The following is a 23,508-nucleotide window of genomic DNA, read 5'->3' as shown; positions in this document are numbered from 1 at the left end:
GCAAGGATAGAATTATTAAATACTTACTCTTTACAGCACTGCTATTACTGTCATTGTCTGTCGTCTTTCAGGCCGAGCCGTCGGGAAGAGATTTTATTGTCAGGCCTGCACAGAATACAGATAATCCAAACCCGTGCTTTTCTATAAAACGAGACCGAACGGTCCGGCCAGGCAGCCATTTTTTTTGGGTACCTGACGAAGTGGTTGTCGGATTTGCGATCACTACTGTGCTATTTAACTCTGGCCATGACCCATCACAATACCGGCCATCAACATCATCATCCGGCCAACAAACCTCACCAGCCACCAGCCACTCCGGGGGCTCTTTTACCAGCCCATTGAACACTGATAATGACGACGGTAACGGAGACCCTCAACAACACCTGCATACTTTCGATTTAAACTGTTATACCTCTCCCTGCCATGGCCTTTGTCAACGGCGACCATTACCCGACAGCACCGAGCCAGGGCAATGGCTGCCGAATTTTGAAGAGAGTTGGACAGACCAGACAGAAGCAACACACGAACAAGACTCATACTCCCATTTAGCCGATGACTGTTTTATTTGTATGGGTCATCTTGAGTTTCCAGAGGCCCAACTCCCCCAATACAATGCGCCTATCGAAACACTGGCCGAACCGGGCATTCAGCCCCAGGGTACTTCTGGCCTTTCTGCCACCGCTGATGGTTTTGCTGTCATTAATGACTCGTTCACTGTCCCGGGCCCTCCCGAAGCGGTCGGGATTTCCATTGCTCTTACCCAGAGAGGCACGTTACAAGCCCGGAAAGAGGATAAAACCAGACAAAAAACCTGCGACGCACCCCTGGTCGGGGCGGATGGCCACACGAAAGCCCTGTCAAATCACAAAAGGAAAGATGACACCGAAGCTCAAACCTGTCCTGAGTGCCAGAAGACCCTGTCAGACGCGAAGGCCCTTTCGAGTCACAAAAGGCAATATCATAGTGGAGAGAAAACCTGTTCTAAGTGTCTAAAGACCTTGCGCAACACTCAAGCCCTGTGGGATCACAGAAAAAAAAATCACAGCGGAGTAAAAACCTGCCCCCAGTGCCAGAAGACCCTGCCAAACACGAAAGCCCTGTGGATTCACAAAAGAAAAGATCACACCGGAGTGCAAACCTGCCCTGACTGCCAGAGGACCCTGTCAAACACTCAATCCCTCGCGGATCACAAAAGTCACTATCACACCGGAGTGCAAACCTGCCCTCTGTGTCAGAAGGCCCTGCCAAACTCGAGAGCCCTGTCGGTTCACAAAAAAAAAGATCACACCGGAGTGCAAACCTGCCCTGAGTGCCAGAAGACTTTGCCAAACGCGAAAGCCCTATCGTACCATAAAAGAAAAGATCACAGCCGAGTGCGAATCTGCCCTGAGTGCCAGAAGCCCCTGCGAAACGCTCAAGCCCTGTTGGATCATAAAAGAAAAGATCACAGCGGAGTGCAAACCTGCCCTGAATGCCAGAAGACCCTGCCAAATGCTCAAGCCTTGTCGTATCACAAAAAATGTCATACTGGAGTGCAAACCTGCCCTGAGTGCCAGAAGACCCTGCCAAATGCAAAAGCCCTGTCGAATCACAAAAGCAAAGTACACACCGGAGTACAAACCTGCCCTGAGTGCCAGAAGACCCTGCCAAACGCGAAAGCTCTGACGTATCACAAAAGTCAACACCGGAAACGAAAGCTTGATGACTCAAAGTCAAGTGATTGATTTGTGCTTGTCATTGGATCACCTAAACACAACCAGAATGACCCATCGGTCTGCATCATGCCCCTGCGTTAAGGTATGCTCAACGGCCTTTTTAAAAACACACTTATCTTCTTGATCTATCCTTCCTATCTGTAAACCAGAGCAAGGATAGAATTATTAAATACTTACTCTTTACAGCACTGCTATTACTGTCATTGTCTGTCTTCTTTCTTGCCGAGCCGTCGGAAAGAGATTTTATTTTCAAGCCTGCACACAATACAGATAATCCAAACCCGTGCTTTTCTATAAAACGAGACCGACCGGCCCGGCCAGGCAGCCATTTTTTTTGGATACCTGTCGAAGTGGTTGTCGGATTTGCGATCACTACTGTGCTATTTAACTCAGGGCATGACCCATCACAATACCGGCCATCAACATCATCATCCGGCCAACAAACCTCATCAGTCACCAGCCACTCCGGGGACTCTTTTACCAGCCCGCTGAACACTGATAATGACGACGGTAACGGAGGCCCTCAACAACACCTGCATACTTTGGATTTAAACTGTTATACCCCTCCCTGCCATGGCCTTTGTCAACTGCGACCATCACCCGACAGCATCGAGCCAGGGCAATGGCTGCTGAATTTTGAAGAGAGTTGGACAGGCAAGACAGAAGCAACACACGAACAAGACTCATACTCCCATTTAGCCGATGGCGACTGTTTTATTTGTATGGGTCATTTTGAGTCTCTGGAGACCCTACTCCCCCAGCACAATGTGCCTTTCGAAATACTGGCCGATCCGGGCATTCAGCCCCAGGGTGCTTCTGGCCTGTCTACCACCACTGATGGTTTTGCTGTCATTAATGACTCGTTCACTGTCCCGGGCCCTCCCGAAGCAGTCGGGATTTCCATTGCACTTACCCAGGGAGGCACAGTACAAGCCCGAAAAGACGACAAAACCAGACAAAAAACCTGCAATGCAACCCTGGTCGGAGCGGATGGCCACACGAAACCCCTGTCAAATCACAAAAGGAAAGATGATACCGGAGCTCGAACCTGTCCTGAGAGTCAGAGAACCCTGTCAGACGCAAAGTCCCTTGCGAGTCACAAAAGGCAATATCATACTGGAGAGAAAACCTGTTCTGAGTGTCTAAAGACCTTGCGCAACAATCAAGCCCTGTGGGATCACAGAAAAAAAAGTCACAGCGGAGTGAAAACCTGCCCCCATTGCCAGAAGACGCTGCCAAACTCGAAAGCCCTGTCGGATCACAAAAGAAAAGATCACAGCGGAGTGCAAACCTGCCCTGACTGCCAAAGGACCCTGCCAAACGCTCAATCCCTCTCGGAACACAAAAGTCACTATCACACCGGAGTGCAAACCTGCCCTCAGTGTCAGAAGACCCTGCCAAACACGAGAGCCTTGTCGGATCACAAAAGGAAAGATCACACCGGAGTGCAAAGCTGCCCTGAGTGCCAGAAGACCCTGCCAAACGCGAAAGCCCTGTCGGATCATAAAAGAAAAGATCACAGCGGTGTGCGAACCTGCCCTGAGTGCCAGAAGACCCTGCGAAACGCTCAAGCCCTGTCGGATCACAAAAGGAAAGATCACAGCGGAGTGCAAACCTGCCCTGAATGCCAGAGGACCTTGCCAAATGCTCAAGCCCTGTCGCATCACAAAAGGCGTTATCACACCGGAGTGCAGACCTGCCCTGAGTGCCAGAAGGCCCTGCCAAATGCAAAAGCCCTGTCGAATCACAAAAGGCGTTATCACACCGGAGTGCAGACCTGCCCTGAGTGCCAGAAGACCCTGCCAAGCTCTCAAGCCCTGTGGGCTGACAAAAGCAAAGATCACACCGGAGTGCAAACCTGCCCTGAGTGCCAGAAGACCCTGCCAAACGCGAAAGCCCTGACGGAACACAAAAGTCAACACCGGAAACGAAAGCTTGGCGACTCAAAGTCAAGCGATTGATTTGTGCTTGTCGTTGGCTCACCCGGGAGGCGAAGTCGGCTGTCTTCAGACAAAATATCGAATCACTATCTCAACATTGAGCCGACCCTTATTATATTGGTGCACCAACAACATACAGAAGGCCAGTGTTATCAACGGAAGAAGCCGCTTTTTCTCTTCACTTAAGAAATACCAGCCACCTCCCAACAGCATCACAGCCAGGATGGCCCAATGGCCAACCTCGTGCTCCTGCGGCATGGTGTGGAACAGCACCACAAAACAACCCACAATATTGAACAGAATCCAGAGTGGCGAGAGCATCCCGATACTGCCCAGTATTGGAAACCTGATCAATGCTCCACCGGTCCATGTTTTTGGCTGGATATCGGACGACAAATGCAGCGCAATCCCCATTGCCAGACCGCCTGCAACGAAGGGCAGATCAAGCATCAAGGGCAATACCGCCAGAAGGCACGAATGAGTAATTCCTGAACGGTGACTCAGCCCTGGTAAAGCCAGATCAATATCCGGCAATCGAATACCGGCAATCAGTCCACTCAGGAACAGCAGTGCTGATTCAAACCGGACGATGGCCTGAAAATAATCGGGAAAATAATGCCGCCCTGCCAGAACAGAAGCCGCCAGCAGACAACCCGCTAACGGAGAAGTGATGTGTCGCATACAGCCGGAACAACTAAAGATATGAGGGTGAAACCAGTCTAGTACATGATTTCGATGAGTCTCATAGTCAACCCAATGGCAGGTAAGTGGTATTTTTCAGCTTCTCCATAGCAAAGGAAGAGGTCACTTCACTGAGTCCAGTCACACTGTTTACCAGTCGCTTATAGAATACGTCAAAGGCTGCCATATCCCTGACCAGCACTTTCATCATATAGTCGTACTCTCCTGCCATCCGGAAGAACTCAATCACTTCGGCAAAGTCACTGACTTCCGAGACAAAAGCCTCATACCATTCATTGCTGTGATTTTGGGTTTTGATATTCACAAAAGCAGTGAGGTGTAAACCCAGTTTTTCACTGTCCAGCAGCGCCACCCGCTGAGTGATATAGCCCTCTTCTTCCAGCCTTTTCAACCGCTTCCAGCAGGGTGAGACGGTTAACCCTACCCTGTCGGCAATATCAGCCACTGGAATGGATGCATCCCGCTGAAGACAGTCAAGAATCAGTTTATCCTTTTTATCAAGCATAATAGAGAATTATTTTTCCCAAAACTTTTTAAATCATGACGACTTTGACAACATTTTTCCAGCTTTGTCATTTAAACTTTTCATCATAGGTAATAATTAGCAACAACTGTTTTTCAGCCATTGAACGTATTACGAGGATGTTGGCATGAGCACAAAGACCCGGGTCAGCCTTTTGTTTGTTACTGTCTGCTTCATTTGGGGGACGACATGGCTGGCTATGGAACTGGCTGTTGCTACTATTCCGCCCATTACCGCTACCGGCATTCGTTTTGCTGTTGCAGCACCCCTGATTCTTCTGCTGGCCAGATTGAAAGGCGTTACGATCTGGTTCCCAAAGAATAAAAGTCTGGAGTTTTTCCTGATCAGTCTGTTTTACTTTGCCATCCCCTTTACCCTGATGATTTTTGGCGAACAATATATTTCATCGGGACTGGCGTCTATCATCTTCGCCAATATGCCGGTCGTCGTTCTGATCTTTTCGGTATTACTCCAGCGCCATAAGGTGGCTATGCACCAGCTGGCGGGTCTGGTCATAGCCCTGGGCAGCCTGGTGACTATTATTGGTAACGAAATGTCGGTCAACAGTAACGGCAGCCTGATGGGTGTGATTGCACTGGTCGTTGCCGTGCTCATGCATGCCCTGATTTACACCAGTGTCCAGACTCGTTGTGAGGGTATTCATGTGCTGACCTACAATGCCCTCCCCTGTCTGATGGCAGCGGTATTTCTGATGATTACGGGCTACTTCATGGAAACGCCGGATATAAACAGTTTCTCGGCGCTCTCACTCAGCGCAGTGATCTATCTGGGTTCCGTAGCAGGGATTGGCGGCATTATGGCTTACTTCCAGTTAAACAAACTGGCCAGCCCATTCCAGGCTTCCATCTGTTTTCTGATCTTCCCGGTGATTGCACTCTGTCTGGACAGCCTGTTGAACGGAACAATGCTCAGCCATGAGTCTCTGTTCCTGACTCTGTTCCTGATGCTCGGTGTATTTTTGACCAAATTGCCAGAAAAAACTTTCAGAAAAAACAAGATCTTGTTCAAAAGAAGCTAATGCTTTTTACCGTCATAAAAAAAACCGGGCTATTCACCCGGTTTTTTATGACTGATTCAATGCTCGTGACCACCGGGTCCATGTACATGACCATGATCCAGCTCTTCTTCTGTCGCATCACGAACTTCAACCACCTCAACGGCAAAGTTCAGGTCTTCCCCTGCCAGATGATGGTTGGCATCAATCACAACTTCATCGCCTTCAATGGCCGTAATGGTGACAATGCGTGGGCCGATAGCGGTATCTGCATGGAACTGCATACCTACTTCTACGTCGTGTTCACCAAACTGGGCACGGGGAATGGGCTGCACCAGACTTTCATCGTATTCGCCATAGGCTTGCGCAGCTTCTACAGAGACGTCCAGCTTGTCACCCGCCGTTTTTCCTTCCAGAGCACTTTCCAGACCGGCGATAATATTACCCGCACCGTGCAGATAGGCCAGAGGGTCATGACCTTCGGAACTGTCCAGAACTTCACCCCCGGCATTTTTCAGGGTGTAGTGGATCAGCGCGACTGTTTTGTCGGTAATGTTCATGAATTGAAATTCTCTGGAATGAATGAAAATGAAAGAACAGAATACCTGTCTGTCTGAAAAACGAACAGTTCTTTTTCCGGTTAAAATCACCCTCTATTCAGACATCATCCCGGAACGTGCTGACTCTGCCAACTCAAGGTGAAGCTGTGCCCTGTTTTCTCCCTCTTTGCCTGCCTGTTGCAACAACTCAACCGCTCTGGCCGGATTGGAAACCTTACCTTCAACACCGTAAAGGTAGCGTATACCGAGCTGGTAGAGTTCGTCCGGCCTGACATCGTGTAATCCTTTGTGTTTCATTCGCTTTTCCAGAGCATGAATACTCTTTTCAACCCTGGCAGTAGGATGTATGAAAATCTTCCGACCGTTTTCTATTCTGTTAGCCAGAATAGTTTTTGCTACTCTCCCTTTGACTCCCTCTCCCTGTGCAGCTATTCCCTCAAGCTGGTTCAGGGCTTTGTAGAAAGCAGAAGGTTTATGAACATGGGTCAACAAATCTCCGGCTTCAGCCAGCAACGCATAAGGCTCCCGTTCTTCACAGAGTTGCTTCTGAAGCGCTATCGCTGCAGGGTATTTTTTCCTGGCAGCAAGCGATAACCTGCGGGCCGACTCAATACTCCGATGCTCTTTCTCGTCCTCGCTCATCTGATCCGGCCTGATGGCATGGAGCCCGTCTCTTAAAACGACACTTGCATAGTAATTCAGTCTGGGATCTTCCGGCTTCTTCTTGAGTGCTTCTGCAAACACTTCATAAGCTTCTTTGATCAGCCCTGCCTGCGAAGCGGAAAGAGCCAAAGCTACAGGATCAATCTGTGAGCGGAAGGGCTGTTTCAGTATGGCTTGGGCCAGAGGCGGGGTAACAGGCCACTGAAGGCTCCTGAATAACAGGATGCCCCGACCAGCTGTACCCGGATACTGAAAAAATAATCCAGCTAATGTTTTCAAATAGCTGAAGGACAGTTGATCCCCACCCTTCGACCTCTCTATCCAGGGTTGAAGCTGCAACGTTTTCAGCAGACGCTCAGCCCGATCAGATCCGACCTGTCGACAATAGCTCTCCAGTGTTGAGAGAGCCTGCAGATCGCCCATATTGATCTTATGTATAAAATCTTTGTCGTCTGTTAAAGCATCACCCCAACAGACACCGGTGTAATGATGCAGCAAAACCGGAAGAGAGAGCTTTTCGCCCCGAACAGCCTCTTGCGGTGCTTTCATGATCGGAATGGGGTAACTCAATGGACCAATACCCAGTGAAATACAGAGCTGTCCGTCGGCCACATTCATACCCTTGAACGAAGCCCAACCGGCTGCACCGATCAGACCACTTCTGAACCATTGATCCCATGAAGACCATTGTGTCCAGGCGGATTTATCCACATCCTTTTCATCCAGATCGAAAGAGAGAAACTCGGCTGTTTTCAGGTCCACCAGCCCCTTCTCCACCTTTACTTTGACTGACGCCTTCAGCTTTCTGCCCTTAAGAAAACCTGTGGGTATGTTTTGTCGGATAGCTTGGGGAAGCTGCTCGAAATCCTCGATAAGGTCATCACCACTCAAAAAAACATCGTTGAGACAAACGTATCCAGTGCCTTCTTCATCCAGCTTTGTAGTCAGGTTTCCAACCTTGACAGAGCCGGCTCTGACGCCATCGATACTGATATTTCCCGGAGTGACTGCCGTAATCGCTGAAGATTGCCTTAAATCCCCTTCTTTGAACTTCGTATTAGAGACCTCACACTGATCCACAGCCACATTGCCCCTGACTGGAACAGAAAACTTGCTGGCCTGAGTCTTAACGGTCACCAGCCCCTCACCTGATAAGTGTGTTTTACCGACACTGAACTTGAGTTCAGCATCTCCTTTTTCACTGTCTTTGAGATGAGCAGAGAGCTTCTGTATCTGCCCACCCAGGTTTTGGGGCAGCTCAATGCGGGTATCACGCCAATGAATCGAGGATGGCTGGCCATGGGTATCAACGATCAGCCGGTTTGTTTCAATTTCGGTTTGAACCTGCCCCTGATGCAGAGCCCTTGCAAGCTTTAAATCTTCACCTCTGACATCAGCATGACAATTAACACTGTTACCAGAATCCGCTCCCAGCTTCTGATTGAGCCTCAGCCCGGCTGAAAAGGTTTTTGCACGACCGCTAAAATCTGTTGCACCTCCATCCAGTTTGCCCTCCATATGAACCTTATTCAGATCCAGATGCGCTTGTGCTGCTCCGCTATTTTCCAGCTCCAGATGGCCTGCATCGAGTTCCAGATCGAAATCTCCAGACCCACTTTGAACTTTTTCTTTTGATAACTGCGCCTTCAACTGCAGATTAAGGTCGCTGGCTCTGGCCCTGAGACCGGAGGACTGTTTTTCCAGTTCAGAGACCCAGTCAAAATCTTCCTCTTTATCAGAGGTTATTAAATCCATAGGCTTGAGCTTTTTCTCGCGGGCAATACCATACAGGGCATCCGAAAGCCCTCCTGTATCCACTTCCATGGTTTTCACACTGACGGCCAGCCTTCTCTCCGTCTCACCCTGTGTGCACTCAAAAGGCTTGAGTTCACTAGCCACCTTAAGTCCTTCCATCCTGCTCAGTGGCAGAGGCAGACCTTTTCTGGCTATCTCAAGATCATGAACCATCAGATCAAATGGATGCTCGAGCAGAGAAAACATCTTGCTGATGCTTTCTTTCACCCCGATACTTAACCCCCCTGTAAATGCAAACAGGGCTGCCGGGTCCGGTTCATCCAGAGAAGCCTTTATTTTTCCAATGGTGACCCCTGTCCGGTTAAGCTCGAAGAAGGTGCCTTTCTGCCTGCGAATACGGTGAAGTGCCCTGAAAAAGCCTGCAATGCCCTTTCCACTAATATAGGCATTAATTCCTGCTACCACTCTGCCCTGAATACTGACATCCATATCCTTGATTTTGATATCCATCTTAAGGGGAGGCTGACCGGGCACATCAACATTAACAGAGCCCTTAACATCCAGGGTAATTTTGGGGTAGGTCTGGCCCGTGTCCGAATCCAAGAGCTCCACTTTGTGGACCCTTAACTCAACATGCTTCAAAGTGGCTTTGCCACCTCCCAGTGACAGTTCGTCCAGATGAACAGTATGATCCTTTAACTCTCCTCTATGCATAGCTTTGAAAGATCGCAACAGCCTGAGGTAACTACGAATCTCATTATCCCTGGCCACTCTTGCCTGCTTTTTCTGTTTACGCAACAGCATCTGCTTTTTTTTCAGAATCCGGCGTTCATCAAGCGTTTTCTTTAAAGGCTTGCTGTGTATCGCCTCCCTGACCCTTTTCAACTGTTTGTTCAGTTGTCTGACGACGGCCGCCCTGCGAAAGCTGACTTTTGACCGAACTTTTTTCAAGTCCAGCACCCAGATTATGACCGTAGCCAATAGTCTCTCGAACACGCTTGATCTAATTTTTGGCAGGGCGGGAAAGGCTGCTTCCGAGGTTGCAGGTATATCATCAATCTGAATCAGTGGCTGGGCATCGACCACTCTGGGGTGTCGGGAATCCAGACTTTGAGGAGCAGTGTGCCACCCTTCCTGCGGGAACGTTAATCCTTCCTCTCCATCCGCAACAGAAACATCTCGAAAGCCTGATGAAACGGTGTTTTTTGATGAAGGCTCATCCGGCAAATGAGGAGGTACAGGTGGCAACACAGAACCGGATGATGACACTTTGGATGGCATGACTTCCTTCCATGAAGTTGTTACTGTTTCAGCTTAGCCAAAATCACTGCCAACAGCTCAAGAGTGCCATTGACCTGTTCTCTAATGCTTTACTCTTCACGGCAACCAGTATGGGAGTCATCCTTTTGACAAATCAACGATGTGCCTGGTGCACAGAAGACCCGGACTACATTCGATATCATGATGAAGAGTGGGGCATTCCCTGTCACGACGATCAGAAGCTGTTCGAATTTCTGATTCTGGAAGGGGCCCAGGCTGGTCTCAGCTGGATCACCATACTCAAACGCCGGGAGGGCTACCGCAGAGCATTTGCAGGCTTTGATCCGACAGCCGTCGCCCAATTCACCGGGCAAGATGTAGAAAGACTGCTCCAGGATGAAGGTATTGTCAGAAACCGGCTGAAAGTAAACAGTGCCATCAACAACGCCCGGGCCTTTCTGAACATTCAGGAAGAGTTTGGCAGCTTTAATCAATATATCTGGTCCTTTGTGAATCACACTCCAATCCGGAACCAGTGGAAAACCATGTCTGAGGTGCCGGTCACCACCCCGGAATCCAATGCCATGAGTAAAGACCTGAAAAAAAGAGGTTTTTCATTCGTAGGCAGCACTATCTGTTATGCCTACATGCAGGCTATGGGGATGGTGAATGATCATTTGGTGGGCTGTCCTTCGTACTCCTCACCACTGTTGGTGTGTCGGAAAAACCATAAGCTGACAACGAAAAAAAAGCATAATTTGACAAAACATGACTTTCGACTATTTTGATGTTTTCAGTCCAGAGTCGTTTTCTATGAAGCCTCGTAAAATCACCAAATCTCGAGTAAAGCAAATATATAGTTTTTACAGCCATAAGACAGGAGAGAAGTTTCTTGTTGAGTCTGGACTGGAATACGATGCTTGCTTCAACTTTGAATACGATCCTGAGATCGAAGGCTTTGAACCTCAGCCTCTTGGCTTCAGGTATAAGGAGTTTGGGCGGGTGAGCTTTTATACACCAGATTTTTTACTCTATTACGCTTCTGCAAAGAGAAAGAAATATGTTGAAATCAAGATAAAGAAGGACACAGAAGATTCTGTCTTTCAGGATCTCTTTGAATGCAAGAAAAGTAGAGCCAATGAGTTGGGCTTTGATTTAGAGTATATGACAGAAGAAACTATTCGGAGGGAACCATTTTTAAGCAACCTTAAATTATTGGATTATTACCACAGCAAAAATCCATTAGATGATGTTGATTATCATATTCTAGAAAAGATGGAACGATGCAAAGAAGCCAGAATTATAGATATTCTCGACATTTTAGCTCAAGACGAGACGACATTTCTTCCGAAAATTTATAATTTAGTTGCTAAAAAAATGCTATCAATCAATATTTCTAACAGCAATCTAAATGTACAATCATTGATATCACCTATTAATAAATAAGTTCGATCCATTCCATATAAAACTTGAGTGGTTCTTATTTGTCTTATGAATAGTTTTCGAGAAGGAGCCAAATTAAGAATAAAATCGCAAGATGGTGATGTCCATGAATATGTTATATGTTCGGGTAATTCTCAAGTATATGTTTTACAAAGTCTGATAGTCGCAAGCAGAAAAATAAAACTCTCTTACGAAGAATTAAAGGAGTTGCTAGAAAATCAATATCTCGAATTCATAAAGAAAACAAATGATGAAGAAAAAGAAGCTTTAAAGGAAGACTTGCAGCTATTTGACGAAAAAGAGATCGACGACACTATAAGAAAACGAGCTTACATTGATAAGCTGATTGAGGAGGGAGTTACAGTTTGGAGCCCAAAACATATAGAGCCCTTACTGAATAAGGTAGCTGAAGATATCGGAGACAAGAAGCCTCCTAAATGGAGAACTATAATTCGCTGGCACAAGGCTTACTCAAAAGAAGCATACTCTTTAAGAGGTTTGTACTCAAACAATTACAAGAAAGGTAATTATAAGAAGAGACTCTCTGAAGAAGTAGAAAGATATTTAAAAAAGTCACTTGAGCATTACAAAACTGAGGAAAGAGTTTCCGCAAAAGATGCATATGAAAAATTAGAGGAATATATATTCACAGATAATAAATTCAGGCACAGAGATGACGAGCTTTCAACCCCAAGCTATACAACTTTTCTGAAGCGCTTACACAAAGAACCTCCAAAAGAGATTATGGCTGGAAGGCAGGGTTCAGCAAAAGCAGATATTGAATATGATCATATCTCTCAAGCAATTCCTACAACAAGAATTCTGGAACGAGTAGCGCTTGATCATACACAACTGGACTTATTTGTTCTGGATAAAAAGCTAAGACTGCCATTGGGAAGGCCTTGGCTGACAATTGCTGTAGATGAATATTCAAGGTCGATTATAGGGCTTTATATATCATTTAGCCACCCCAGTGCAAAAGTCGTTATGAAACTTTTAGCCCAGAGCATTAACAGCAAAAAATACATTAACGAAAAGTATCCCAATATTAAGAATAAATGGATATGTTATGGTAAAGCTGCTCTCTATATATTCGATAATGGAAAAGAGTTTTGGAGTAAAGATATCAATATTGTATTAGCGGAGCTTGGGGCCGATCATGCATTTAATCCAGTCAAGAAACCTTGGTTTAAATCGAAGGCTGAACGTAGATTTGGTACGATAAACAAAAGGCATTTAGAAAAGCTGAAAGGAAAAACATTTAACTCAATTAAAGAAAGAGAAGGCTACGATCCAAAGAAAAATGCAGTTATTTTCTTTGATACCTTAATCGAAATAACTTATCAGTGGGTTATTGATGAATTTCAGGTGTCTCCACATGGTGATGAAAATATTATTCCTGATATTTTATGGGAAGAATCGGAGAAAGAGTACCCTCCTGTTACAGTTGAGCCAGAAAGGCTCGAGATAATCATGAATGCCACTCATGAAAGTAAACTAAGAAGGGGAGGGTTATACTACGACTATATTCGATATGATTCTGAAGAGTTAGCAAGATATAGATCTATTGTGGGCAGCTGTAAAACAAAATACAAAGTAAATGAAGATAATCTTTCATACATTTACGTTTTTAATAAAAACACAAGAAAGTACTTTAAAGTGTATGCAGTCGATCAAGCATACACTTGCAGTCTAAGGCAGTGTCAACATGACGCACACAAAAAACACGCCAGGTTGTTGACAAATAACAATGTTAATTATGAGGCTATTGTACAAGCTCGCATAGATACAAGTCGGCGTGTTAATGACGACATCACTTCCCTATTAGAAAATCCAAAATCAATATCTATTTCCGATTTATCAGCTCTATCAAAATATACTGGTGTAGAGCAAGAAGGTAACACTTCTGTGCTTGATGGGATAGATACTAAAAACACGAAACCTACGCCCCCCGATGTATCTAAGAGAAGCGTAGATGATCCAAGCTTTTCAGATTATGCCTTAATAAGCAAAGATGAAGACGATGATTTAGACACAACAGGCTGGAGTACTTCCTGAATCATGAGCGATATTACCGAGATCCAAATATCCAAATTAACTAAAGTAAGAGACTGCTTTATCCGTTCTCCGTATTTAGATGGAATTCTTAAAACCATACACAGAAACAGAATGGTATCGAAGTGTGGTGGAAAACCTGAGTGCGCCCTAATCATTGGTGAGCCAGGCTCTGGCAAAACTACTCTTATGGAAAAATATGAGAAAGATCATCCTCATGAAGAGGAAAGTTGCCGTACTCGTATTCCTGTGTTTTTAAGTGAGTTCCCATTAAGAACAGAGCCAAGGCAGGCAGCAATTAGTTTACTTGATGACCTTGGTCATGAGCTTCCACCTAAAGGATTATCAGCACCACAGCTAACGAAACAATTGGCAAAATTGATGCATGAGTGTGAAGTTGAAATAGCATTACTTGATGAGTTTCATCATTTGATTGAAACAAAGTCATATGATGTTCTTCATGATGCAGTCACTTGGGTTAAAACGCTCATTAACATATCGAAAAAACCAGTGGTTTTATTTGGTTTACCTTATAGCAGGGTAATTCTTGATTATGATGAACAGCTATCAGGGCGGTTCCCAATAATAAGACAGATCGAACCTTTTAGAGTTAAAAAAGATTGCGATGAGAAAGTATTCAGAACATTTTTAATGATGCTATCCTCTGAACTACCGTTCGATAAAGTGATTAAATTGCATGGTAGAGATTTTTACCCGAGACTCTTTGCTTTTTCTAAAGGAAGTATGAGGCGACTACGAAACCTAATTAACTTTGCCTGTGAGCAGGCAATTTTCAACAATGATTCTGGACTTACACTTGAGCATTTCTCAGTGGCTTACAACTTCTATATGCAGCATATAGACGAACGTAAAGACGAAATAGATGTCAGTGAGCCCCTTAGTTCTCAACCAAACCCTTTTTCTGGAAGTATAAATGATCACTATTATAAAGAGCTGGTGTCACATTCAAAATGGAATATGAATGCTCAACCGGGAGAGTCACGGATAATACCTGCTACTTTTACAGATAAAATTCCCCTCAGGACTCTCCTTAAAAGAAGGTGAGGCTTATGAAATAACATACTCCTGAACGCCAGCTGAGGACAACAGTTTGTAGAAGTCAGAAACCTTGGCTCGTGGTCCTCTTTCCTCACAATATGAAAATATTGCTCTTTGTTTAGCACGAGACAATGCAACAAAAAATGTAGATAGCCCTTCAGCGTCGCCTGGTTGGTAGGACCACCAGGCATTGTCATCAACACCCATGAAAATTGTCGTATCAAACTCCAATCCTTTGCTTTTATGAATAGTCATTAACGGAATATCTAATAAATATTTGAAAAAAAACCGATCATTCTATTTGGCTTGCCATATAGTCGCATCATTTTTAATTATGATGATCAGCTTTTAATCAGGTTTCCAGTAATAAGATACTTAGAGCCATTTAGAATTAAAGAAAATAAAAATAAGACAGTATTCAAACAATTTTTAAAGCGGTTTTCAGTAGAACTGCCATTCAATAATATCACTGATTTATCATCCGAAGACCTATACCCGAGGTTATTTGCTTTCTCAAAGGGCAATATGCGCAGATTACGAAACTTGATTAATTATGCTTGTGAAGTTGCCATTTGTAATGATGACCATGAACTCACTCTTGAACACTTTTCAGAAGCTTTTGATTTCTACATGACCTGCATAGATGATCGCTACGATGAAATAGATGCTTCAGAGAAGCTATCAAGCCAACCGAACCCATTTTCTGAAAAGATCAACAACCTGTATTACAAAAAAATGATTGCACCATCCGCATGGAATATGAAAGCAGACAGTGGAGAGTCTCCCATAGTTCCCGCCCGATATACCGATCAAATCCCACTCAGATCTCTACTCTAACCGAACTTACGGCTCTTACCATGACCTTTCCCTACAGCTCTATCAGGGAAGGCCGAATGGTTGTGATATTGACTGACTGCTTTTAGGTTATTGCAGGGCTTAAGCACGAGCATCTTAATGAGGACTTAAATCCTTCACTTAATCATTAGCGATTATCATTACTGACCAAACAACAACTGCTCCAGTTCAGATGAAAGTTCTACCAGCAATGGGTACGCCCATGGTTTCTCATGAGCAATTTTCATTTGTGTTTTATTAGCTGGGATGTTGTTGTCAATCAAATAGTAATGGAGCAAGGCTTTTGATAGGCATACAGCCTCATGGAGAACATCGCCATACTCGTATTGAACGAGCTGTTGGGCGGCTTCATTCAGTCCTGGGTTTATTCCCACCTTAAATGTCACAGTATCATTCCATAACTTGTCACAGGGGGCCTTGATTTTGTCTGGCAATAAGCGTGGCACTGTCAGGCATCGGGAAAAGACAAAATCACGATAGTCTTTCTTTAGCAGGCAATAACCCCGGAAGTGGAGGCGGTTTGAGGTTTGTATGATGCGACTTGGATATATCTTACGCTTACAACCGGTTGGCATAGAGTTTGAGCCATATACAACTTCTATAACTGTCTGGCTATCAATAGCGTCAAGCACTGCATAAAGCGCATTATTTTCAACCTTTCTACCCAACAAAGGGACATGTTCAATCAAGCCACTCGATAGGCCAGCAGGCAAAGCCTCATCCATTAGCTGCGGCTTAAAACCAGACATTGGCTTATAGGCCTTGTCTTCAGGACTATATGGCTTAACGTTTTCTGGGAATAGGCTCTGATACAGCTTTATATCTTTTCCCGCCTGATACCTGGAAATTCCAAACTCATCCGTCAGGGCTCTTGCCACCAATGACCGTTTCCACAACAAATGGCGTTCAATGAACCTCAACCGGGTTCTTTGCGCCCATGGAATCACTGGATTGCTGGCTTCTATCATTGATAAACCCGTAATAGCCTCAGATACATGCTTTTCATTGGATGATAAACTGCCGTTTATTGATATACAACAAAGTTGGTATGCCAACTTTGTTGCACTATCTACAAATACTGTTTAGTCTACAACGGCATAGACAGTAAATCAGATACCCTATGATTTTTGACGGACTCTCTCCTGACCTTTTCCGGCCATTGGCCTCAAAGAACGCTCGGCTCTACTATGCCAGCCTTCAAGCTTTATACCGGCGATTGATTGATAATCAAATTGCAGGAGATGAGTGCACTCCAAAAGAAGCTAAACAAGCTATTAGATTAGGCATCATTGCGGACTGCGACAGTCAGGAATGGGCTGAAGAAACTGACGACGAAGACGCTCCCGAACCTGATGTAGCCAACAGAATTTATCGAAAACTGCGCGAAACTGGGTGGCTGCTGGAAATAGATGACGTAGGTTACCGAAAGATCACCTCATTCGCTTACCTTCCAGCACAACTTTTGACTGTGATAGCCCAAATTAGCCGTTCTCATGAGTTAGAAATCGGTAGTACTTGTCAAGGGGTTTACACTAACCTCTTCGCACTGATGAATCAGCCAAGGGAATCAGGTCCAGTATTATCGTTCTCTGCAAAATCCTCTCGGCATTTTTATGGCGAAGTTGCCACCCTGTCAGCAACTACCCGTGAGCTGTCTCATCGCATGATGAACCAACAAGCGGGACCTGAGCTATTCCGAACTTTTTTCCGAGAGTTTGTTGACCAGGTTATAAGTCGTGATTACAAAACGTTAAACAGCAAAGACAACCCCTACCAGTACCGTTCCAAGATACTTTCAATCATTACCGAACTTAAAACTTCTCCTGATCGGGTTCAGTTGATTTCAGAAGGTATAAAAGCCACGCAGCCAAATGAAGACCTGGAAACGATTATCAAGAGAGTTCATAAAGAGCTTGATGAAATTTTCCGGATTTTCGACAACGTTCCTCGCCTTATGGACAGTATCGAACGGTATCGCCGATCCATGACCCGACGTACCAGTGAAGCTATACGCTATGCCTATACCGTGACGGGAGATATAGGCAAAAAACTGGACAGCGTTGCTTCCAAAATCGCAGGCACAGCTGTCGAGGATGATTTGCTTTATCCAGTTAAAACCACCGAAGACACTTATCTTTCCAAAGGTAGACTTTATACGCCAAAGACGGCAAGAGCAGAGGCTCAATCTACACGGGTGCAACACCAACAACCGCCTCTCGATAAAATTGCTTTGGATCGAGCAGTGAAGGCATATCATCAGCGGCGTAGCGATAACCCAAAACGCTTAACCCAGTTCTTGGAGAGTCAGCTTGGTGACAAGGCCCTTATCACCACCGATGACATAACCATCGAAGGGCTGGATGATCTTTTGTCGTACCTGGATCTTCGCAAACTCATTAATGATGGAGCCAGTCGTGGCAGTGCTTTCAGTCCATTGCAACAGCATTACAAAGTGACTGTCACTGAGGGAGCAATGACTAAGAATCAATACTTAACTGCGCCAAAGCTGACAATTATACGTCGTTCTTCAAAAAGGAATACCGAACATGCTTCATGAGTTATCCCGCCTGGTTGATAGCAACGAGCAGTATGGCTTCACAGAACTAGATTTCCAGCAGGCTGCTGCAAAACTCAGGGCAAACCAGTTTATATGGAAGGAGAAACGAGGGCACAGCCGCATCTACGATATTCTGGTCAAGTACGAGACATATTTTTCAAAACTTTTTGCTGCCTTTGGTGACGATTTTTTTGTCGATCCACATTTTGGTTACTGCGGCATCATCCCTTCCGCCGCAAGACCTCAACTTAAACAGCTTGAAACCATATACCTTCTCTTACTGGCAAAAATGCACGATCTGGAGTGCCGTAAAGCCTGTTCAGAAAATGGGCGAACCAAGCCCAGCGAAGCACACCTTCTGGATGAATATTGCGCAGTAACCGGGCGAGAAAAACCTAAGCCGTCTGAGACCAGATCTGCTCTAGATCGCCTTGAGAAAATGGGCATCATTGAGCAAGGTGAAAAAAACAGTGAAACCGAGATGCGCAGTCTCACTATCCTGCCTTCCATCATACGAGTTGTTACAGGTGATTTCCTGGCCAGCCTGGAACTATTCTGTGACAAAAACAGTTTACAAGAAGAAAAGAAACAGAATTCTGAATCAGGAAAAGATGAGTTAGAGGCCACTCCTGAAGCGCCGGAGAAAGAGAAAATAGCATGAATACTCTAACGCATAAGTTAATCAGGGTAAGTTTGGTAAACTGGTATCTCTTTCAAGCTGATGATATTCATATCGATGGGGAAAGCATCATGCTCACCGGTGGGAATGGTGCCGGCAAGAGCTCAATTCTTGATGCCATACAAACTATTCTGGGTGGCGGTAATGAGTCAAAGTTAATGTTTAACGCGGCCTCCTCAGATGGTAACCAGTCTGGAAGAACCATTCGCTCTTACGTTCTTGGAGAGGTGGTTGAATCAACCGGTGAAGAGCTCAGTGGTCGCTCAACATCTAACTGTTATATATCAATGTCGTTTCAGGGGCGCAATGGAAGTTATTACAGCTTTGGATGTGCCTTTTATGCCTCCAAATCTGACAACAGACTCGATAAGTATTTTTTCCAGATTGATGGGTATGATCTTAGTCACCTCGACTACATGCAGGATGAGCACAACATCCTGACATTCAAACAGTTTGAAGTACGCCTAAGAGCACTGGATGGGCAATCGAAGGTATACACGACAGCCACAGAATATAGCGAAGGCGTATGCGAATTAATGTCCGCCACAGGTTCAGAGGGAGCCATTTCCCCAGAGTCGCTGTTCAGGACTATTCGCCAGGGGCTTACCTTTAAGCAGCATAAAAATGTTACTGAGTTTACCCGTAGCCACATCCTCCCAGACAAAACACTTGATGTTACACGAATCGAGAATGATTTCCGTGAATATCAACGGATTCAACAGCTTATCAAACATGCAAAGGAACGTCTGGAAGGTTTCCAACAAGTCATCAAATTCCTCAATACGTACCGCAATAGCCGACAAGCAGCCGAATGTTACCGGTGGGTGAATACTGAGGCCAGAGTCAGTGCGCTTGACCTAGATAAAGAAGCCATACAAGAAAAGCTTGAGACATTAAATCAGAAATATAATGATCTGAAGGACAAGCTCCATCTATACAACGGCCTTACTGAAGAGCTAACCAAAAAGAGAGATACAGCTAACCTTGCCTTGCAGGGCTCTGACAATCAACAACGGTTAAATGAACTTGAACAGGAACTGAAGAATTGCAAAACAGAAATTAGTAATTATAAAGAGGTATTCGAGGGGTTACGCAAGAGTCTGATTCGCATTGAGTCCGTTAACCTATCTGTTATTGATACTGTCGTTTGTGATAACCTCAAGCCAAGCATTAATACACTGTCATCTATCACAGATTTTGACGGAGAAGATCTCAGTAGCCAGTGGCCTCGTAGCCAGAATAATTTAGCTGATTCTCTTCAGGCTGCATTTAAGCTCAAACCTGTGCTCTCCGACCTGAGAAGTCATGTCAATCTTTTAGAACGACAGGTAGAGGGCATCAATGATGAAATCCAGGAACTGACTGACGTAGCTCGTGAACTCTCGTCAGGCAAGGCCAGTTTAAAACGTGAAACCCTTAGCCTCATTGACACCCTGAAACAACACGGACTGACAGTCAAACCGATCTGTGATCTGGCTGAAATTACTGACTCAAACTGGCAGTGGGCCATAGAAGGCTTTCTGGGGGTCTGGAACCGTGAAGCATTAATTGTGCTTGATGATGATGGAAAACCTGCCAGTAATGATGACCTTGATCGCTCTCTCGCATTGTATCGTCATGAGAAAAAGCTCAATGCCCGCTTGCGTTCTGTAAAAATACTGAACCCCAATAAAATCAGAGCACCATCTCGCTCTCCGCAGCCAGGCTCTGCTGCAGCATTAGTTCAATCCGATAATCCGGTTGTAGCAAATTATCTATGCCGACTGTTAGGAGGTGTCGATCTGGTTCAGACGGAGGAAGAGTTACGCTCAAGAGAGCGTGCAATCACTCCTGACGGCATGATCGCAGCGAATGGTGCTATTAGTGGCGGGCAACGCATAGACTTTGTACTTTTCGGCGAACAGGCTAGGAAAGACCAGGCTCAAATGCTTCATCAGCAGCTCAAAGACAAAATGCAGAGCCGCCAAAAACTTCAGCAAAAATTTGAGAGCCAAGAGGGTGAATATAGAGCCTTAGAAAAAGCGTTAAGTGATCTCACTGAGCAGGGACAAAAGGCTTTGGATATGGATTATTACGGCTTGCTGGCTCAGGCTGAAGATCACCACCCCACTCTTGAGTGCCAGATTGCTGAGCTTTCCCAAAGCCAGGAATTTGCCCAGCTACAGGAAAATTTTAACAAGGCAGATAATGATAAGAAGAAAAATGACCAGGCCATCCGTGAATGCAGTGAACAGTCAGGCAAGATAAAGCAAAAGATTGATACTCTGGGATCTGCAATACCCGATCTGGAAAATAAAATTCAAGAAGCCAGTGCACAGAGAAGACAAACAGAATCATCACTCTTGTTTGATCAGGCAAAAGCATCAGGGATTTTGGAGAAGCTTCAGGGGGATCACAGTGAGAATTACACTGATATTCAGTCAATAGCTAATAGCAAGGCAAGAACGAAAGATAGCCAAGCAAGCAAAAGCAAGGAAGAAGGCAACAAAGCTCTAATCGAGCTATGCCACACCCATGATATTGAGGGTAAAGCTGAGCTGATAAGCATGGATCCTTTGGACTGTCTGAAGGAGTGCGAGAATCATGCAGAGGTTATAGAGAACTCTGAATTGCAGCTATATGATGTAGACGCACAAAATGCGTGTGACGAAATGCTGGGGCATTTCCGAAGATCTGTGGCAATAGAGCTAAGGTCAAATATTGATAATCTTAAAACCACTTTTAAAACCCTGAATCGCTCCCTTCAAAATCTCTGCTTCAATAACACCAGATATGAGTTTACCTATAAGCTGGTTGAGCTGGAAAGCCTCCGTGAAGTGTATGAATACGTGAAAGATTCAGAAGAAGGTGAGGCAGATGGAGGTCTCTTCGACACCCGGCAAGACCACCCGGGGCTGATGGTCATAGAAAAGCTGATTACGGATGGGAGACTCCACGAGATATCTGATTACCGAAACTTTTACAGCTACGATATCAAAACCATTGACATTGAAACCGGAAAAAGCCGCTTGTTCTCGCAACTACTGAGAGTGGGATCTGGTGGTGAAAAACAGACACCTTTTTATGTCGCCTTGGGTGCATCTTTTATGAATGCTTTCCGATTGCAAAAATTGGGAGATAAAGCCGTTTCTGGAGGAGCTGGGTTTGCCATTTTTGACGAAGCCATGTCAAAAATGGATGGCGTCAATACCGCATCAGCTTTGAAGTTCTTTCGGTCTATTGGTTTGCAAGTCATTCTTGCCGCACCTCCCGATGCTTCGGTAAAAATCAGCACTCATGTGGATAAAACAGTAAGTGTGATCCGTTCGGGCTCCAACTTATATCTGGATCAATACATCCCTACTGACGCCGGGCGTGAGCTGTTGGAAAGTGACAACCCCCATGTAAACCCTGAAATAACAGAGCCATTTTATGAGCAGGCTAAAAAGGAGTTTGGCTTTGAACAGCCTGTCTGAACAATTATTGGAAGCCTGTCTGAAGAAATGCAACAAAGCAGATGGACTTTACAGCAATACAACTCGCATTACAGAAAGCCGGTTTAAGTTTTACCACAAAGCAAAAACTGCAATCAGGTTGGAAACACATCAGCAGCTTGAGTTGCTTCAGGAAAAGGTTCAGGGATTTTCTATTGAATATACGAAGCAGCCCTTTGATGCGGTCCCCATTCTAAGGGCTGTTTCTATCAATTGCCCTAAAGAACTGTGTGAATATTTAGGCGTAGCTGTCATCCATGAAGAAGTTATTTCCGCATCAACGATGATAAAAGCAGAACTGGCTGACGCACCTGACTGGCTTTCCCTTGGGGTAACCGATTATCAGCAGCTCTGGCAAGAAGGTCGTCGTATACTCCGCTTTAGCCATACTCAATGGGAAAAGATGGCGCAGGCCATCAAGTTTGCTAAATGGCTGAGCCTGCAGCCTGATTGTAATTTGGATTATCGAACCGCCAGCGTTAGAGCGCTTGGAGACAGTAAGTATCTGGAAAATAACCTGACCTCAATTGCCACTATCCTACAATTGCAAAATCCGCAACTGCTTGAAACGCTGGAGTCCTCAGAAACACTTGGGTATTTTGGCATCACTCCATTTCCTCCTCTGCTCAGAATTTCCGGGCCATGTCGGCTACGGTTTGAAGACGGAGTAATTGATGCTGAGATCGCCAGGCCCTATTTTGGTATGCCCGCAGACTCTCTTGCTCAGATCGAGTTAAAGCTACATGCCAGGTATATTCTGTTGATTGAAAATCTGACGGCATTTGAGCGGTACACCAGAGAAATAAACGATGATGGAATCGTCGTTTTTACCAACGGTTTTCCATCTCGTCACCTTGTCAAACTGCTGCATACTCTGGTTAACACTAAAGACTGCCCCACTGTGTATCATTGGGGAGATACGGATGTTGGTGGCTATAGAATTTTTGCTTTCCTGTCACAAAGCTTGGGTGAAATTATTCCCCACCGAATGATGGGTAACCCACCCGGCCACAGCAAACGAGTCATAGAGATAAATGAGCTCCTGTCTGTTTTAGAAGCATTACAAACACACCAAAGCTCCCTTCTTCATGGGCAGCTGCAACAGGCGAAGAAAGATGGCAAAACCCAGTACTGGGTTGAGCAGGAACTGGTGGATCCTGTTTCACCAGCTTCCCTGACTCTTGCACCGGCATAAAGTGTGTTCATTTTCACGATGTTGTCAAAGTAAGCAGCATAGTTCTAATGAGCTTTTGT

General features: G+C 45.2%; 18 protein-coding genes. 12 read left to right on the top strand and 6 right to left on the bottom strand.

All coding sequences use genetic code 11. From position 1 onward, the window contains the following. Positions 1-53: 53 nt before the first annotated feature. Entirely contained in the window at positions 54-1,724 is a 1,671-nt protein-coding gene (locus ACOJUN_RS15370; protein WP_422132818.1) for a C2H2-type zinc finger protein, read from the top strand. Positions 1,725-2,065: 341 nt separating this feature from the next. Beyond that, positions 2,066-3,676, top strand: a complete 1,611-nt coding sequence (locus ACOJUN_RS15365; RefSeq protein ID WP_422132817.1) for a C2H2-type zinc finger protein — start codon at positions 2,066-2,068, stop codon at positions 3,674-3,676. Between the two features lie 45 nt (positions 3,677-3,721). Here the strand turns inward: ACOJUN_RS15365 and ACOJUN_RS15360 are convergent, their stop codons facing one another. Together ACOJUN_RS15360 and ACOJUN_RS15355 are read right to left on the bottom strand one after the other, a co-directional pair. After that, complete coding sequence (locus ACOJUN_RS15360) at positions 3,722-4,336, bottom strand: hypothetical protein (RefSeq protein ID WP_422132816.1); 615 nt, start codon at positions 4,334-4,336, stop codon at positions 3,722-3,724. A gap of 67 nt (positions 4,337-4,403) precedes the next feature. Then, a complete protein-coding gene (locus tag ACOJUN_RS15355; RefSeq protein WP_422132815.1) occupies positions 4,404-4,862 on the bottom strand; it encodes an Lrp/AsnC family transcriptional regulator in 459 nt (152 codons plus the stop codon). A 145-nt stretch (positions 4,863-5,007) separates the two neighbouring features. Here ACOJUN_RS15355 and ACOJUN_RS15350 point away from each other — a divergent pair, with 145 nt between their 5' ends. Beyond that, complete coding sequence (locus tag ACOJUN_RS15350; RefSeq protein WP_422132814.1) at positions 5,008-5,919, top strand: DMT family transporter; 912 nt, start codon at positions 5,008-5,010, stop codon at positions 5,917-5,919. A gap of 56 nt (positions 5,920-5,975) precedes the next feature. Here ACOJUN_RS15350 and ACOJUN_RS15345 read toward each other — a convergent pair whose 3' ends face one another. Both ACOJUN_RS15345 and ACOJUN_RS15340 read right to left on the bottom strand, forming a co-directional pair. Then, a complete protein-coding gene (locus ACOJUN_RS15345; protein WP_422132813.1) occupies positions 5,976-6,455 on the bottom strand; it encodes an FKBP-type peptidyl-prolyl cis-trans isomerase in 480 nt (159 codons plus the stop codon). A gap of 93 nt (positions 6,456-6,548) precedes the next feature. After that, positions 6,549-10,154 (bottom strand): hypothetical protein, encoded by a 3,606-nt coding sequence (locus ACOJUN_RS15340; RefSeq protein ID WP_422132812.1) that lies wholly within the window; start codon positions 10,152-10,154, stop codon positions 6,549-6,551. Positions 10,155-10,165: 11 nt separating this feature from the next. Here ACOJUN_RS15340 and ACOJUN_RS15335 point away from each other — a divergent pair, with 11 nt between their 5' ends. Genes ACOJUN_RS15335 through ACOJUN_RS15320 form a run of 4 tightly spaced genes read left to right on the top strand, consistent with a single transcriptional unit; the run spans position 10,166 to position 14,696 of the window. Continuing rightward, complete coding sequence (locus ACOJUN_RS15335) at positions 10,166-10,921, top strand: DNA-3-methyladenine glycosylase I (RefSeq protein ID WP_422132811.1); 756 nt, start codon at positions 10,166-10,168, stop codon at positions 10,919-10,921. Between the two features lie 25 nt (positions 10,922-10,946). Continuing rightward, positions 10,947-11,579, top strand: a complete 633-nt coding sequence (locus tag ACOJUN_RS15330) for a TnsA endonuclease N-terminal domain-containing protein (RefSeq protein WP_422132810.1) — start codon at positions 10,947-10,949, stop codon at positions 11,577-11,579. A gap of 45 nt (positions 11,580-11,624) precedes the next feature. Further along, complete coding sequence (locus ACOJUN_RS15325) at positions 11,625-13,634, top strand: hypothetical protein (RefSeq protein WP_422132809.1); 2,010 nt, start codon at positions 11,625-11,627, stop codon at positions 13,632-13,634. A 3-nt stretch (positions 13,635-13,637) separates the two neighbouring features. Then, a complete protein-coding gene (locus tag ACOJUN_RS15320; protein ID WP_422132808.1) occupies positions 13,638-14,696 on the top strand; it encodes a TniB family NTP-binding protein in 1,059 nt (352 codons plus the stop codon). Positions 14,697-14,699: 3 nt separating this feature from the next. Here ACOJUN_RS15320 and ACOJUN_RS15315 read toward each other — a convergent pair whose 3' ends face one another. Further along, positions 14,700-14,945 (bottom strand): 3'-5' exonuclease, encoded by a 246-nt coding sequence (locus tag ACOJUN_RS15315; RefSeq protein ID WP_422132807.1) that lies wholly within the window; start codon positions 14,943-14,945, stop codon positions 14,700-14,702. Positions 14,946-15,233: 288 nt separating this feature from the next. Between ACOJUN_RS15315 and ACOJUN_RS15310 the strand changes: the two genes are divergently transcribed. Beyond that, positions 15,234-15,527, top strand: a complete 294-nt coding sequence (locus ACOJUN_RS15310) for a hypothetical protein (protein WP_422132806.1) — start codon at positions 15,234-15,236, stop codon at positions 15,525-15,527. 158 nt (positions 15,528-15,685) lie between these two features. Here ACOJUN_RS15310 and ACOJUN_RS15305 read toward each other — a convergent pair whose 3' ends face one another. Beyond that, positions 15,686-16,423, bottom strand: a complete 738-nt coding sequence (locus ACOJUN_RS15305; RefSeq protein WP_422132805.1) for a WYL domain-containing protein — start codon at positions 16,421-16,423, stop codon at positions 15,686-15,688. Positions 16,424-16,665: 242 nt separating this feature from the next. Between ACOJUN_RS15305 and ACOJUN_RS15300 the strand changes: the two genes are divergently transcribed. Genes ACOJUN_RS15300 through ACOJUN_RS15285 form a run of 4 tightly spaced genes read left to right on the top strand, consistent with a single transcriptional unit; the run spans position 16,666 to position 23,449 of the window. Further along, complete coding sequence (locus ACOJUN_RS15300; RefSeq protein ID WP_422132804.1) at positions 16,666-18,102, top strand: Wadjet anti-phage system protein JetA family protein; 1,437 nt, start codon at positions 16,666-16,668, stop codon at positions 18,100-18,102. Beyond that, entirely contained in the window at positions 18,092-18,763 is a 672-nt protein-coding gene (locus tag ACOJUN_RS15295; RefSeq protein ID WP_422132803.1) for a DUF4194 domain-containing protein, read from the top strand. The genes ACOJUN_RS15300 and ACOJUN_RS15295 overlap by 11 nt, the downstream gene beginning before the upstream one ends. Continuing rightward, positions 18,760-22,236, top strand: a complete 3,477-nt coding sequence (locus tag ACOJUN_RS15290; protein ID WP_422132802.1) for an SbcC/MukB-like Walker B domain-containing protein — start codon at positions 18,760-18,762, stop codon at positions 22,234-22,236. The genes ACOJUN_RS15295 and ACOJUN_RS15290 overlap by 4 nt, the downstream gene beginning before the upstream one ends. After that, positions 22,220-23,449, top strand: coding sequence for a Wadjet anti-phage system protein JetD domain-containing protein (locus ACOJUN_RS15285; RefSeq protein ID WP_422132801.1), 1,230 nt, complete (start codon positions 22,220-22,222; stop codon positions 23,447-23,449). The genes ACOJUN_RS15290 and ACOJUN_RS15285 overlap by 17 nt, the downstream gene beginning before the upstream one ends. The last annotated feature ends 59 nt before the right edge of the window (positions 23,450-23,508 follow it).

It is taken from the genome of Endozoicomonas sp. ALD040, from assembly GCF_049275945.1.
Taxonomy (GTDB): Bacteria; Pseudomonadota; Gammaproteobacteria; order Pseudomonadales; family Endozoicomonadaceae; genus Endozoicomonas_A.
This window is presented reverse-complemented; position numbering and strand designations above follow the sequence as displayed.